We start from the raw sequence: 15,154 nt of genomic DNA on the forward strand, positions 1-15,154 counted from the left end.
TGCTCTTATTTTACCATAATTAAGAGCTTTCATCTAACGCTATAAGACAGATGGAAACTAGGTCTGAATAAGTTTCTCATTAGCTGTGAAAAAAGTTCTAAGTTTAAGAAATATGTAATATTAAAGGTGTTATTTTTTCTTAAAAATTTGATATAATACTAATTAAGTCTAAAATCATAATCATGCTCTCTAATGAAAAGTGAATGTAGGGGATTATGGTCTTGTGGATTGAAAATAGACCCCTATGGGGAAATTTAATTTGAGGATTAAAAATGATTTACCTTTCAGAAGTTAGAAAGTCTCCAGAAGGGCTCGCCTTTAACGAAGCACCTTCTTTGTTGGAGTCTATTAAAGAACGCTATGATCAAGTTTTAAATCTTGAACAGATTCAAGCAAGTGGGCAGGTAGCCTATGACAATGGTTTGTACCTTTTGGATTATCAACTTAGCTATGATATTACCTTGCCATCTAGCCGTTCACTTGAACCTGTGACCCTTAGATTTAACTATCCGGTTTCAGAAACCTTTATACAAGAGGCAGATGCTGCTCTTCAAAAAGAATTAGTCGAAGAAAATCTAGTTCTTATCTTGGATGGGGATACTATTAATCTTGATGAGAGTATTCTAGATAATATTCTTCTTAATATTCCTTTGAGAGTACTAACACCTGAGGAAGAATCAGGACAAATTTCGCTCTCTGGGAATGACTGGGAAGTCTTATCAGAAGAGGACTTTGCCGCACTTCAACAGGAGAAAAAAGAGGCAAGTAATCCCTTTGCCCAATTGAACGGTCTCTTTGATGAAAATTAATTCAAAAAAAACAAACTAAAAATGTTTGACAATTTTAAAAATCTATATTATTATATCATTAGAAGTTAATTTTCGGATTTATTCATTGGGTAAATCTACAGACTTTTTAAGGGAAATGGAAGTCAAAAAATTTTAAGAAAGTGGTAAATACTTATTATGAGCAAACGCATTTTGATTGTTGAAGATGAGAAAAACCTTGCTCGTTTTGTCTCTCTTGAACTTCAACACGAAGGATACGACGTTGTGACAGCAGACAACGGACGCGAAGGACTTGAAATGGCACTCGAGAAAGATTTCGATCTTATTCTCTTGGACCTTATGTTGCCTGAGATGGACGGTTTTGAAGTAACACGTCGTCTCCAACAAGAAAAAGATACTTATATTATGATGATGACAGCTCGCGATTCAATCATGGACATTGTTGCTGGTTTGGACCGCGGTGCTGATGACTATATTGTAAAACCATTTGCGATTGAAGAATTGTTGGCACGTATCCGTGCAACCTTCCGTCGCCAAGATATCGAAGCTGCTAAGAATGCACCAGCCAAAGCATCAACTTATCGTGATTTGAAATTGGATGTTCAAAACCGTACAGTTGTTCGTGGTGATGAAGCAATTCCATTGACAAAACGTGAGTTTGATTTGTTGAACACACTTTTGAGCAATATGAACCAAGTGATGACCCGTGAGGAACTCTTGCTTCAAGTTTGGAAATATGATGACGCCATCGAAACAAACGTGGTAGATGTTTATATTCGTTACTTGCGTGGAAAAATCGACGTTCCAGGTAAGGAATCATATATTCAAACAGTACGAGGAATGGGTTACGTTATCCGTGAAAAATGAGTAAATTACAAGATAAATTATTTGGTAAAGTAACCATTAGAAAAAAGTTGACCATGACAACTGCTGTGGTCTTCTTTCTTGTATTGTCGATGTTCACTCTGGTTGTTATTTTCTCAGCCAATACACTACTTTTACAACGTGAACGTCAAAATGTAAACACTACAATCTCAAAAGTTGTTACTTATATAGAAAAGGACTGGGACTCCGACGAAGAGTTGAGTCCAGAACCGCTTTTAGCTGCCCTTTATTCGCCTAAAAATATCTATGCATCGATCATTAATGGTGTGCTTTCCGAAAAGCACTCTTTGGATGGTCAGGTTGCGATTTCTAATAAATTATATTCTAACCAATCTGTTTTTGTTTATGACAAAAAGGGAACGTTTATCTTTACTTCTGAGGAGAACACAGACTCGCCTCCAGGTATGTCCGAGGTAAACAAATTGAAGTCAGTTTCCTATAAAGGGAAGCGTGGTTTCTTGCTGCAAGTTCCAATCTACGGTAAAGATAAAAAGACCATCGTTGGTTATGCCCAAATCTTCCATGATTTGGAATTCTATTATGCTCTGAAAGAGCGTTTGATTTTCTTATTGATTTTCCTAGAAGTGGGGATGACGGTCCTAGTTATCGCAGCGACTGTAGTTGTCTTGACATCTATTCTTCGTCCGATGAGACAGTTGCACGAAACGATGGGAGTTATCACCGATTCGCCAAGTGATTTGGAACTTCGTTCTAAGATTGAAAGTCACGATGAAATTGGTGATTTGGCGGTTAACTTTAACCGTATGATGGATAAAATCCAAGAAAATAATCAGATGCAGATGCGTTTCTTGAGTGACGTCAGTCATGAATTGCGTACACCGATTGCGGTTATCAAGGGGCATATGGACCTCTTGCAACGTTGGGGTAAAAATGACCCTGAGATTCTTGAGGAAAGTCTTGAGGCTGCCAGTCACGAGGCCAACCGTATGACGATTATGATTAATGACATGTTGGATTCTATCCGTGTCAAAGGGTCATTTGAAAATCACAGAAACGATACTTGTGATTTGAATTCTTCAATCCGTACGGTTATTGGTAACTTCCGTGTCTTGCATGAAGATTACCAATTCTATCTCAATGATTTCGAGAGTTCAGAGCGCCCTGCACAGATTTACAGCCAACACTTTGAACAGGCGATTACGATTTTGATTGATAATGCGGTCAAGTATTCTCCTGTTAACAAGGAAATCCAGGTTACAATTAAGGCTCTGGAAGATGAAATGTTGGTGCAAGTGCAAGATAATGGTGAAGGGATCTCTAAAGAAGATATTGAGCATATCTTTGAGCGCTTCTACCGTTCAGATAAGGCACGTAATCGTACAACAACGCAATCTGGTGTTGGTATTGGTTTGTCAATTCTTTACCAAATTGTGGAAGCTTATCGCTGCCGTATCGATGTTAGTTCTGAACTTGGTGTTGGAACACGTTTCGACCTTTACATTCCATTTGCAGATGGAGAAACGACGACACCTCAACTTGAGCTTTAAATCAATTTATAAGAGACTTAGAGTGATTCTTGGTCATGAGCACGCCTCGTTTAGGGCGTGCTTTTTATGTGTTTTTATGGTAAAATAGAGTACCGAATTTCAAAGATTGGTGGTGAAGTGCATGCGTTGTCCAAAATGTCAACACAATAAATCTAGTGTTATCGATAGTCGTCAGGCAGAGGATGGGAATACCATTCGTCGGCGTCGTGAGTGTGATTCTTGTCATGCTCGTTTTACAACATTTGAGCGTGTGGAAGAAGTTCCACTTTTGGTTGTCAAAAAAGACGGTACTCGTGAACAATTCTCTCGCGATAAGATTTTCAATGGTATCTTGATGAGTGCTCAGAAGCGTCCGGTTTCTAGTGAGGATATCGAAAATGCCATCACCCGTATTGAGCAAAACATTCGCCGTAACCATGATGGAGAGGTTGATAGTGATGTCATTGGGAATTTAGTGATGAAAGAACTCGCTGACCTTGATGAGATTACTTATGTACGTTTTGCCAGTGTCTACCGTTCTTTCAAAGATGTTGATGAGATTGAAGAGTTGCTTCAAGAAATCACCAAGACTGTACGTGCGAAAAAAGAGTCTAAAAAATGAGACCTATTGAAGAATTTGTCTATGTTGGCAATCAGGTTATCGTTCCCGATCAGGCAAGTTTGATGCGTTGCTATTATCCCATTATTGGAGGTGAGGGATACGCTCTTTACCAGTATTTCGTGGCTTTTTATGACAATGGTAATCACCGCCATAAGTTTGCGGCTATTCTGAATCACCTTAACTTTGGAATGCAACCCCTTCAGGAAGCACTGGCGGTTCTGACAGCAGTAGATCTCTTGGCCTTTTACCAGTCACCTCAAGGGTTTTATGTTATAGAGCTTAAGTCTCCCTTATCAATTGAGCAGTTTCTAAAACATGCCGTTTATAGTTCACTTCTCGAGCAAAAGATTAGTGAACCAGCAGTAGACGCTTTGAAACCGGCAGGTCTACAAGGCTTGCAAGATTTATCTAAACGTTTTTCGGATGTCTTTACCGATGAGCGTTTGGCTCAAAAGTCTGTGTCTGAAATCAAGCCCAAAAATTCATTTGATTTAAGCAGTTTCAGGAATCGTATGCAGGCTGACGGACTTGTATTTACAGATGAAAAGACAGATGTGCCAGAAATCTATAAATTGTCTGAAACTCATGGCATGAATTGGTATGACACCTATCTATTAGCGAAAAAGACAGCCGTGAACCACCAGATTATTGTCAAGCGTATGCAGGTGCAATTAGAGCAGGCCCAAGCTCAAACATTGGGTGGTGATTCTGCTTTGACGGAGACGGAGAAAAAGATTCTTAAAGCGGTTAGGTCCGAAAAGCCTATAGATTACTTGCAAAGTGCTAAAGGCCCAAGCGGGACTGTGACTAATTCTGAGAAGCAGATTCTCACGGATTTGGCACAAAGAGGCTTTATGGATGAGGTCATTAACCTCATGGTTGCCTATAGTTTGGGACGGACACGTTCAACGAATGTGAACCGAGAGTATATCTCTAAACTTGCCAACGATTTTGCCTTTAAGAAGATTATCACTGCAGAACAAGGGCTTTTAGCCTTGCGTAGTGGTTACGATAAGAAATCACAGCAAGCAAAAGCTGAATCTAAGAAGAAAACAAATGTGCCAAGCTGGAGTAATCCTGATTACGATAATCAGACCAGTCAGGCTGATCAGGCCAAGTTGGACGAGATTAGACGTCGGGCTTTGGCCAAACTAGAAAAAGGAAAGGAGTAGCCTATGGAAAGAGTTGGACAAACCCTAAATCGAACGGGACATCATGGGTCTGGCAATGCAACAGATTTAACTAAGCAAATCTTGGCGGATCCGAGAGTGGCTAGCTTTATTCAAGAGCATAGTCTAAGCCAGGATGAAATTAAGCGTAGTCTACCTAAGTTTAATCAATTCCTAGTGGAATGCCGTAAGGTCAAAGAAGGTGATGCCTCTTATATTGCTAAAGGGTATGAGCCGATTCTGACCATGAATGAGGGCTACGCTGACGTAACCTATAAGGAAACGCGTCAACTTAAAGAGCAACAAGAACAGCAGGCTATTGCTAAACGGATTAATTTGGTGAGTCTGCCTCAGTCATATCGTAAGATTACCTTTGCGGACATTGCTCTAGATGATGTGGCTCGTGTTGATACTTTTGAGAGTCTTGTGGATTTTGTGGCGAATTACCCTAGTCCAGACCAGAAAGGCCTTTATATCTACGGAGACATGGGGGTTGGAAAATCCTTCATGTTGGCTGCTATGGCTCATGAACTTTCAGAGACCAAGAAGGTTGCTACGACCATTATTCATTACCCATCATTTACTATTGATGTAAAAAATGGAATCAAGGATGGTTCAGTCAAGGAACAAATTGATGCTGTCAAACAGGCGGAAGTTTTGGTTCTAGATGATATCGGTGCAGAACAATTCTCTTCTTGGATTAGAGATGATGTTTTGCAAGTTATCCTCCAGCATCGTATGATTGAGGAGCTGCCTACCTTCTTTACGTCTAACTATAGTTTTGCGGATCTAGAAGCGAAGCTATCCAATGGACGTCAAGGAGATGAGACTTGGCAGGCCAAACGTGTGATGGAGCGTATTCGTTTTCTTGCCAAAGAGGTTCACTTGAAGGGTGTTAATCGCCGTTAAGTTGAATCTATTAATAATAAAGAATAAGAGAGTTTGCTTTCCTTGGTGGAAGTAAGACTGCTAAATGAAGAAAGGAATCCCTATTTAATCAGGGACTTAAACATATGACATTACCTACAGTTGCTATCGTGGGTCGCCCAAACGTTGGGAAATCGACCCTATTTAACCGAATTGCGGGTGAACGTATCTCTATCGTCGAAGACGTTGAAGGGGTAACACGTGACCGTATTTATACTTCTGCTGAATGGCTGAATCGCCAGTTTAGCTTGATTGATACTGGTGGTATCGATGATGTTGATGCACCATTTATGGAACAAATCAAGCACCAAGCTGACATTGCCATGACCGAAGCTGACGTTATTGTCTTTGTCGTTTCAGGTAAGGAAGGTGTGACAGATGCGGATGAGTATGTTGCCCGTATTCTCTATAAGACCAACAAGCCAGTTATCTTGGCGGTAAATAAAGTGGATAACCCTGAGATGCGTGCAGATATCTATGATTTCTATTCACTTGGTCTTGGTGATCCTTATCCAGTTTCATCTGTTCACGGTATTGGTACAGGGGATGTTCTCGATGCTATCGTTGAAAATCTTCCAACAGAAGTTGAAGAAGAAAATCCAGATATCATTCGTTTTAGTTTGATTGGACGTCCAAACGTCGGAAAATCAAGCTTGATTAACGCCATTTTGGGCGAGGACCGAGTGATTGCTAGCCCGATTGCTGGTACGACTCGAGATGCCATTGATACAAACTTTGTGGACAGTGAAGGTCAAGAGTATACCATGATTGACACCGCTGGTATGCGTAAATCTGGTAAGGTTTATGAAAATACGGAGAAATACTCTGTCATGCGTTCAATGCGTGCCATTGACCGTTCTGATATCGTCCTTATGGTTATCAATGCCGAAGAAGGTATCCGTGAGTATGACAAGCGTATCGCTGGTTTTGCCCATGAAGCTGGTAAAGGGATTATCATCGTAGTTAACAAATGGGATACGATTAAGAAGGACAATCATACCGTTGCTAACTGGGAAGCAGATATCCGTGATCAGTTCCAATTTTTGAGCTATGCACCAATTATCTTTGTATCGGCTGAGACGAAACAACGTCTTAACAAGTTGCCAGAGATGATTAAACGCATCAGTGAGAGTCAAAATCGTCGTATTTCATCAGCTGTTTTGAATGATGTTATCATGGATGCCATTGCCATCAACCCAACACCAACTGACAAAGGAAAACGCCTTAAGATTTTCTATGGCACACAAGTTTCGGTTAAACCACCAACATTTGTTATCTTTGTCAATGAAGAAGAGCTTATGCACTTCTCATACATGCGTTTCTTAGAAAATCAAATTCGTCAGGCCTTTGGTTTTGAGGGAACACCAATCCACTTGATTGCTCGTAAACGTAAATAAAAAAGGAGACCAACCAGAATAGAATCTTTATGGGTTGGTCTTTTGTCATTGTAAGGAGAAAGCGATGTTAGAAAATATTCAAGCTTATTTATCAAAACAAGGGGTTAAATATATCAAACCTGAAAAAGCGGGTCCACATCAGGAAGAGATGGAAGGGCTCAAGGCACTTGGTCAAGCAGCTCGTAAGGAGATGCAGACTTTAGCAAAACTTCTAGAGGAGCGTTTGGTGCCCTTTAAGATGGATCGTGTCAGTAATTGGGCCAATCAGGCACAAATATGTCGGCCACACTTTTGGTGCTATTACAGGGCCCCTGAGGATAGTTTAGACGATGTGGCCATGGCGATTCGACTTTATGGTCAGCCTGAAAAATGGGGGATTTCAGTAGAAGTTAGCTTTGTCGAACGTAAAAAATCAGATACTACTCTAGCTAAGCAACATAAGGTCCTAGACTTACCGATTGCTTTTCCACTTTACTATTTTGCTCAAGAAGATGGTGTCAGTCATCGTGTGGAAGGAACTGAAGAGAATCGCCAGATGCTTAAAGAAGCAGTTAGAGATGGTCGTGTTCGTAAGGTGTTGGTCAAGTATGATGTGACAGTGACTGCTAGTGAAACAATGGAAGAATTGGTAGAAGAACTTACTGATGGATTCTATAAGTTGAAACCATACTACGAGGAAGCTAATCAAAACTAAAAAATCTCCAGGTTCTTTCTGGAGATTTTCCTTGTTATTTTGGTGAAATCACTTCAGCACCACCCATGTAAGGGCGAAGAACTTCAGGGATAGTTACTGAACCATCTTCGTTTTGGTAGTTTTCAAGGATAGCGGCTACTGTACGTCCAACAGCAAGTCCTGAACCGTTAAGAGTGTGAAGAAGTTTTACCTTACCATCAGCTTCGTCACGGTAACGGATTTGTGCACGACGGGCTTGGAAATCTTCTGTGTTTGAACATGAAGAAATTTCGCGGTAAGTGTTTTGTGCTGGAATCCAAACTTCCAAATCGTAAGTTTTCGCAGCTGAGAATCCCATATCGCCAGTACACAAAGTGATGACACGGTATGGCAAGTTAAGTTTTTGAAGAATGTTTTCAGCGTTAACTACCATTTTTTCCAATTCATCATAAGAGTCTTCAGGTTTTGAGAATTTGACCATTTCAACCTTGTGGAATTGGTGAAGACGAATCAAACCACGTGTATCACGACCAGCTGAACCAGCTTCTGAACGGAATGAAGGACTCATAGCAGTAAAGTAGATTGGCAATTCCTTACCGTCAAGGATTTCACCACGGTAGTAGTTTGTCAAAGGAACTTCGGCTGTTGGGATAAGGACATAGTCAGTACCGTCAAGCTCGAAAGTATCTTCCTTGAATTTTGGATATTGACCAGTACCGAACATTGAGTCGTGGTTAACCATGTAAGGTGTGATCATCTCAGTGTAACCTTCTTTAGCGTGCTCATCCAACATGAAGTTGTAGATTGCACGTTCCAATTTTGCTCCAAGGCCTTTGTAGAAGAGGAAGCGAGAACCAGTGACTTTAGCACCACGTTCCCAATCTAGGATACCAAGGTCTTCCCCAAGATCCCAGTGAGCTTTAACTTCAAAATCAAAGTCATGAGGTGTTCCCCAACGACGAACTTCTACGTTTTCGTCTTCGTCAGCACCTACAGGGACAGAGTCATTTGGTGTGTTTGGAAGTGTCACAACGATAGCATTAAGCTTCTCATCGATAGCAGCAAGTTCTGCATCAATTTCCTTAATTGCTGCAGAGACTTTTTGCATTGCTGCGATTTGTTCGGAAGCATCTTCTTTGTTACGCTTAGCTTGAGCGATACCATCTGAAGCGATATTACGTTGAGCTTTGAGTTCTTCAGATTTGATAAGAAGTTCGCGACGTTTAACATCAAGCTCTTTAAGTTCATTTAAAGTTTCAGCAGCGACACCACGTGTAGCTAATTTTTCGGCAAGGGCATCGAAGTCGTTACGAATACGTTTTACATCTAACATAAGTTCCTCCAAAAAGTAAAACACTCCAGTGAAAGTGTTGGAGTGACATAGGCCACGGTTCCATCCAACTTCACAGGAGTGCACTTGTTTATGTTTTTAATTATTAGAAACGGTAGAATTTCGTAGGTTAACCCTACCTGCTCGCAGCAACCGCAGGCTTTCTGTAAGAGTCTAGCTAGTACTTATCCGTCTGTTATATTATACAAAAATTATGATTTTTTGGCAAATAAACCTTTGAGTCGAGCGCCAATAGTTTGAATGAGAGTTGGTAGCTTGACGACTTTTTCATTGCCAAGGTGTTCCCTAGCAATTTTTAGAATCTTCCCAGAATCTTTAGAAGCAAAGAGGAATTTGCTCTTGTCTGTCAACACTTCAAAGTGACGGCTAATTCTCTTTCCTGATACATTCGCACCGATTTGAGTAATGCTAGTCCATGGGATTTGAATGTATTGCTCGACATTGACATCTGGGTAGAATTCAAGAGCCACATCTCCGATTAGAAATTTGCCGACTTTCCCCCCGATAGCCATGTAGGAAACGCCTGTTGTATGCAATTCAACTGTTTTGTTTAGTGATTGTGCCATATCTATCTCGCTTTTTGATTGTAGTACCTTTATTATAGCATAAGAAAAGAGTTCAGCTTTGCTAAACTCTTACTCTTTTTTACATGATTCCGAAGAAGCTTGCAACAATACCAACTACAAAGAGTCCGATGATGATTGTGATTGGTGAAACTTTCTTCTTAAGCAACCACATACATGCAAAAGTAAGGAGAAGTCCCATCAAACCTGGAATCAATGAATCCAATTGTTTTTGGAGGGTATCAACTTGAATCTTATCGAAGCTAAGTTTGTCATTAACTTGGCCGAGGATAGTCTTAAGTTGGTCACCGCTAACATTGCCTTTAGGCCATTCGATATAGGCACCTTTAGACAAAACTTTACCTGGAAGGTTTACAGTGAAGACGATAGATACCCAACGTTCAACAAGGACAGCCAAGATGAACATACCAAGGATTGATGCCCCTTTAGTAATATCTTTCAAGATACCACCAGACATGTCTTTAGTGATTTCTGAACCTGCTTTGTAACCAAGTTCTTGAGTGTACCACAAGAAGGCCATACGGATAAGGTTCCAACCGATGAAGAAGATAAGTGGACCAGCGATGTTACCAGCTTGTGCCAATGATGCACCAAGGGCACCAAGGATAGGACGAACTGTGAACCAGAAAACAGGGTCACCGATACCGGCAAGAGGTCCCATCATACCGATTTTAACCCCTTGGATAGCAGCATCTTCGATGTCAGTACCGTTAGCTTTTTCTTCTTCAAGAGCCAAGGTAACACCCATGATAGGAGCAGCTACGTAAGGGTGGGTATTGAAGAATTCCAAGTGACGTTTAAGAGCTGCGGCTTGGTCTTCTTTGTTAGTATAGAGTTTTTTAATAGCAGGAATGAGTGAGTAAGCCCAACCCAAGTTTTGCATACGTTCATAGTTCCATGAACCTTGCAAGAATTGTGAGCGCCACCAAACCTTTTTACGATCCGCTTGAGATAATTGAATTTTTTCAGCCATGAGAGCACCCCTTCCTAGTAGTCTTCCAAGATATCGCCGATTGGGTCGCCAGAACCAGATGAAGTTCCGCCACCATTTCCGCCACCTTGTTTAGAAAGGTTGAGGTAGATGAAGGCAATAGCGACACCGATAGCACCAAGAGCGATAAGTGTCAATTGGCTAATAGCAGCAAAAGCAAAACCGATGGCGAAGAATGGCCAAACTTCACGAGTTGCCATCATGTTGATAACCATGGCGTAACCAACGGCTACGACCATACCACCACCGACAACCATACCGTGGTTGAGCCAGTCAGGCATCAATCCAAGGGCATGTTGAACAGATTGTGCTGGGATAGCAAGAAGAAGGGCAGCTGGCACGGCGATACGCAAACCTTGAAGAAGGAGGGCGAGGTAGTGTGCACGTTCAACACCAGCGATGTTTCCGCTTTCTGCAGCTTTATCTGCAGCGTGAACAAGGGCAACAGATGCTGTACGAACAAGCATAGTTAGGAAGAGACCGGCAACTGCAAGTGGGATAGCTGTTGCAGTCGCAACACCGATACCTTCAGTTGTGAAGTTACCACCTTTAACCAAAATAATGGCAGCAGCAACAGAGGCAAGGGCAGCGTCAGGAGCGACAGCGGCACCGATATTAGCCCAAGCAAGGGCGATCATTTGAAGAGAACCACCAAGCATGATACCTGCAGTGAGGTTACCTGTAGCAGCACCGATGAGGGTACATGCAACAAGTGGTTGGTGGAATTGGAATTGGTCAAGGATACCTTCAAGACCAGCAAGGAAGGCAACAACTACGACCAAAATTGCAGAAATAATTGACATATCTGACATGGTAATAATTCCTTTTCTATTGAGTTGTGATTAGCTGAGAGTATCAACTAATTTATCCGAATGAAGGTTATTGAACGTTAGCTTTTTTGATAAGGTCGAACAAATCTTTCTTAGAATCATTTGGTACCTTACGGACGTCGAATTCAACGCCAAGGTCACGCAATTTTTCGAAGCAAGCGACATCGTCTTTGTCCATAGACAAAACGTTGTTAACCATTGTTTTACCAGTTGAGTGAGCCATAGAACCAACGTTAAGTTCTTTGATTGGCACGCCACCTTCGATAGCACGAAGTGCGTCTTGAACAGTTTCGAACAAGATAAGCGCGTGTGTGTTACCAAAGCGAGGGTCCTTAGAAGCATCAATCAATTTTTGAATTGGAACAACGTTTGCTTTAACCCCATTTGGTGCTGCTTGTTTGATCAATTCTTTACGAAGCTCATCTTTAGCAACGTCGTCTGAAGCAACAATGATACGGTCTGCTTTAGAAGCAGGTGTCCAGTTAGTTGCTACTTGACCATGCAAGAGACGTGTGTCCAAACGTGCCAAGTTAATCTTGAGTTTACCATCTCCGATAACTGTCCCTTCTGGGATAGCTCCTTGAGGTGCAGCAGCTTCTACAGGAGCTGCTGTTGTTTCCTCAGCTGGATTAAGCTCCTCTGGAAGTGCCTTGATACCACCCTTAGCTTCCTTGATGATATTAGCAGCAACTTGCTCTGCAGTAGCGTTAGCATCCATCATACGTTCAGTGTATGCTTGGATAAGCATTGGCAAGTTAAGTCCTGTGATGATAGCAATCTTGCGATCTGGATTTTCTCCAGCAATTCGACTGGCTTGGTTAAATGGTGAACCAGACCAAAGGTCAGCCAAAACAAGAATTTCATCATCAGCATCGAATTGTGCAATGGCGTCGTTGAAGTGAGCGTACAAGTCATCAGGACCTTCACTTGGCATGAAAGTTACGACTTGAACTTTCTCTTGGTCTCCAAAAATCATAGAGCCTGATTGGTGGATTCCTTCAGCGAACTTACCATGGCTGGCAATAATAATACCGATACCCATTCGTGTTCTCCTCCTTATAAATTATTTTTTCCTAGGCTTAAAAAGACTATCTCCGATTTTTATCAAGACGCTAAAAAAAGCGTCTCTCAATCTTTTTAAACATAAGAAATCAAGAACAATTATATTCTAAAACGCTTTCAAGAAAATGTCAATAGCTAGTGAGATAAAATTTCAAAAGAAGTCAAACTCTTTCAAAAATGAGCAAAATATTATAAAAAGATTGCCCAACCATTAGATTGGACAATCTTTTTATAATATTCGGAGATTATTTCTTCTTGACAATGAGTCGGAAAAGATTTTTAAAGCCTTGTTTGAGGACAGCGATAAAGCTAGGTGCTTTTCGTAAACTTTCTCGAGGAATTCTTTTTTGAATTTCTTTCAAAGTTATTCGGCTTTTTCGACTGGCAAAACGGAAACGTCCATTTTGCTTAGTACGGATTTCAAAGCGTGGGATGAATTTACCACCGAAGTAAACATCGACGATCACATAAGTGATTTCATCCCAAGGAATTTGAACGTAGTCTTGCAACTTCGTATCATTGTAAAATTCGAAAGCCTTATCTCCGACCATGATATTTCCGTAAATAGGCCCCTCACGAAACCAAGTTCCCTTTGATGTGTGAGCTATTTCCGTATTGAGCGATTTAACCATACCTTGCTCCGATTAGAGTAGACCAATAATGTGGAGCACAATAGCTAGGACAAAGATACCCAAGATGATAACGATTGGAGAAACTTTTCTCTTAAGAAGGTACATACAGAGGAAAGTCAAACCAAGGGCAGCAAGACCAGGAATCAATTGGTTCAAGTTATCTTGCAAGGTTGTCACTTTGTTAACGTCAAGAGAGCGACCGGCAGCTTGTTGATGGAAGGCTTCTTTAACACCGGCAATACCTTTTGGAAGTTTATCCCAATCGATATAAGCTCCTTCTTGTTGTTTAACAGTAGAGACAACTGGTGTAAAGGTAATGTTTACCCAACGTTGGATAAGAGAACCGATAACGAACATCCCCATCATTGATGCGCCACGAGTTACTTGTTGAAGAAGGTTACCAGACACGTCGTCTGTAATAGCAGCACCAGCTCTATAACCGAATTCTTGAGTATACCATTTAACAGCGGCAACCATAACGTTCCAGAGAACGAAGAAGACGATTGGGCCTAGGACGTTACCTGAAACTGCCAAACCTGCTCCTAGTGAAAGGAAGATTGGACGAAGGGTAAACCAGAAGAGAGGGTCACCGGCACCTGCAAGAGGTCCCATCATACCGACCTTAACCCCTGAGATAGCCGCATCATCGATCTCAGCACCGTTGGCACGTTCTTCTTCCAAGGCAAGTGTAACCCCAAAGATTGGGTTAGCCATGAAAGGTTGTGTATTAAAGAATTCCAAGTGACGTTTAAGAGCAGCAGCACGTTCTTCTTTAGTTTGATAAAGTTTTTTGATTGCAGGAATAAGGGTGTAAGCCACACCACCATTTTGCATACGTTCATAGTTGAATGAAGCTAAAAGGAAGTATGAGCGCAAGAAAGCTTTGAAACGATCTGCTTTTGTTAATTTAATTTTTGAATCAGCCATTTTCTTTCCTCCTAATTAAAAGTCTTCCAGAATTTCACCGAGGGGATCACCTGATCCTCCGTCGTTTGAAGAACCCAATGAACCACTAGCTTCAAGTGCAAGGTACATAACGGCAAGGCAGAGACCGATGATACCCAAGCTAATCAAGGTCAATTCTTTGAGGGCAGCCAAAGCAAAACCAAGGAAGAAGAATGGCCAAACTTCGCGACTAGACATCATGTTGATAACCATGGCATAACCAACGGCTACAACCATACCACCACCGATTGTCATACCTGATGTTAACCATTCAGGCATAGCTTCAAGACCAGATTGTACGATGTGTGCAGGAATCAAGAGCAAGAGGAGGGCAGGGATAGCAACACGGAGACCTTGGAGGGCCATACCGATGAAATGCCATCTTTCAACACCAGCGATATCAGCAGCTTCTGCACGGCTATCCATAATATGAGAGATGAAAACAGTTGCTGTACGGACAAACATTGTCAAGGCAAGGCCGGCAACAGCTAAAGGTACCGCAAGGGCGATGGCAGGACCAATTCCTTTAGCTCCTTGACCACCCAAGATAAGGATGATTGTAGAGGCTACAGCGGCAAGTGAGGCATCTGGTGCCATGGCAGCACCAACGTTAGCCCATCCCGAAGTGATCAACTGTAAGCTACCACCCAACATTACGCCGAGTTCGAGATGACCAGTAACAAGACCGATAAGGGAACAAGCCACAACTGGCTGGTATGTTTCGATTTGGTCGTTAACTGAGCTACAACCGATGATGAAAGCAACAATTACGACTAAAATAATTTGTACTAAACTCATTTATGCATCCTCC

General features: G+C 41.6%; 16 protein-coding genes. 8 read left to right on the forward strand and 8 right to left on the reverse strand.

From position 1 onward, the window contains the following. Positions 1 to 272 precede the first annotated feature (272 nt). The 8 genes from SSAL8618_RS01755 to SSAL8618_RS01790 all read left to right on the forward strand — a co-directional run bounded on the left by SSAL8618_RS01755 (position 273) and on the right by SSAL8618_RS01790 (position 7,969). Complete coding sequence (locus SSAL8618_RS01755; RefSeq protein ID WP_014633893.1) at positions 273 to 809, forward strand: DUF177 domain-containing protein; 537 nt, start codon at positions 273 to 275, stop codon at positions 807 to 809. Between the two features lie 156 nt (positions 810 to 965). Next, positions 966 to 1,655, forward strand: coding sequence for a response regulator transcription factor (locus SSAL8618_RS01760; protein WP_002883757.1), 690 nt, complete (start codon positions 966 to 968; stop codon positions 1,653 to 1,655). Further along, entirely contained in the window at positions 1,652 to 3,181 is a 1,530-nt protein-coding gene (locus SSAL8618_RS01765; protein ID WP_014633896.1) for a HAMP domain-containing sensor histidine kinase, read from the forward strand. Before SSAL8618_RS01760 ends, SSAL8618_RS01765 begins: the two co-directional genes overlap by 4 nt. Before the next feature lie 121 nt (positions 3,182 to 3,302). After that, positions 3,303 to 3,782, forward strand: a complete 480-nt coding sequence (nrdR, locus tag SSAL8618_RS01770) for a transcriptional regulator NrdR (RefSeq protein ID WP_002883820.1) — start codon at positions 3,303 to 3,305, stop codon at positions 3,780 to 3,782. Next, a complete protein-coding gene (locus SSAL8618_RS01775; protein ID WP_014633897.1) occupies positions 3,779 to 4,954 on the forward strand; it encodes a DnaD domain protein in 1,176 nt (391 codons plus the stop codon). The genes nrdR and SSAL8618_RS01775 overlap by 4 nt, the downstream gene beginning before the upstream one ends. 3 nt (positions 4,955 to 4,957) lie before the next feature. Next, entirely contained in the window at positions 4,958 to 5,860 is a 903-nt protein-coding gene (dnaI, locus tag SSAL8618_RS01780) for a primosomal protein DnaI (RefSeq protein WP_002883792.1), read from the forward strand. A gap of 104 nt (positions 5,861 to 5,964) precedes the next feature. Further along, positions 5,965 to 7,275: a ribosome biogenesis GTPase Der gene (gene der, locus SSAL8618_RS01785; RefSeq protein WP_002886596.1), complete on the forward strand. Its 1,311-nt coding sequence runs from the start codon at positions 5,965 to 5,967 to the stop codon at positions 7,273 to 7,275. A 64-nt stretch (positions 7,276 to 7,339) separates the two neighbouring features. Then, on the forward strand, positions 7,340 to 7,969 hold the full coding sequence (locus tag SSAL8618_RS01790) for a hypothetical protein (RefSeq protein WP_038675302.1): 630 nt from the start codon (positions 7,340 to 7,342) through the stop codon (positions 7,967 to 7,969). Positions 7,970 to 8,003: 34 nt separating this feature from the next. Here SSAL8618_RS01790 and serS read toward each other — a convergent pair whose 3' ends face one another. The 8 genes from serS to SSAL8618_RS01830 all read right to left on the reverse strand — a co-directional run bounded on the left by serS (position 8,004) and on the right by SSAL8618_RS01830 (position 15,141). Further along, positions 8,004 to 9,281 carry a serine--tRNA ligase gene (serS, locus tag SSAL8618_RS01795; RefSeq protein ID WP_038675303.1) on the reverse strand — a complete coding sequence of 426 codons (1,278 nt, stop codon included), beginning with the start codon at positions 9,279 to 9,281 and terminating at the stop codon, positions 8,004 to 8,006. 209 nt (positions 9,282 to 9,490) lie between these two features. Beyond that, on the reverse strand, positions 9,491 to 9,865 hold the full coding sequence (locus tag SSAL8618_RS01800) for a DUF956 family protein (protein ID WP_002883765.1): 375 nt from the start codon (positions 9,863 to 9,865) through the stop codon (positions 9,491 to 9,493). A 79-nt stretch (positions 9,866 to 9,944) separates the two neighbouring features. After that, entirely contained in the window at positions 9,945 to 10,856 is a 912-nt protein-coding gene (locus tag SSAL8618_RS01805) for a PTS system mannose/fructose/sorbose family transporter subunit IID (protein ID WP_002883717.1), read from the reverse strand. A 14-nt stretch (positions 10,857 to 10,870) separates the two neighbouring features. Further along, entirely contained in the window at positions 10,871 to 11,686 is an 816-nt protein-coding gene (locus tag SSAL8618_RS01810) for a PTS mannose/fructose/sorbose transporter subunit IIC (RefSeq protein ID WP_038675304.1), read from the reverse strand. 67 nt (positions 11,687 to 11,753) lie between these two features. Continuing rightward, a complete protein-coding gene (locus SSAL8618_RS01815) occupies positions 11,754 to 12,746 on the reverse strand; it encodes a PTS sugar transporter subunit IIB (RefSeq protein WP_002883770.1) in 993 nt (330 codons plus the stop codon). A 265-nt stretch (positions 12,747 to 13,011) separates the two neighbouring features. Next, entirely contained in the window at positions 13,012 to 13,398 is a 387-nt protein-coding gene (locus tag SSAL8618_RS01820; protein ID WP_038675305.1) for a DUF956 family protein, read from the reverse strand. Between the two features lie 12 nt (positions 13,399 to 13,410). Further along, the gene (locus SSAL8618_RS01825) at positions 13,411 to 14,325 is read right to left on the reverse strand and encodes a PTS system mannose/fructose/sorbose family transporter subunit IID (RefSeq protein WP_038675306.1); all 915 of its coding nucleotides are present in this window, start codon (positions 14,323 to 14,325) and stop codon (positions 13,411 to 13,413) included. Between the two features lie 15 nt (positions 14,326 to 14,340). Further along, the gene (locus SSAL8618_RS01830) at positions 14,341 to 15,141 is read right to left on the reverse strand and encodes a PTS mannose/fructose/sorbose transporter subunit IIC (RefSeq protein WP_038675307.1); all 801 of its coding nucleotides are present in this window, start codon (positions 15,139 to 15,141) and stop codon (positions 14,341 to 14,343) included. Positions 15,142 to 15,154 lie beyond the last annotated feature (13 nt).

Source organism: Streptococcus salivarius, assembly GCF_000785515.1.
Lineage (GTDB): Bacteria > Bacillota > Bacilli > Lactobacillales > Streptococcaceae > Streptococcus > Streptococcus salivarius.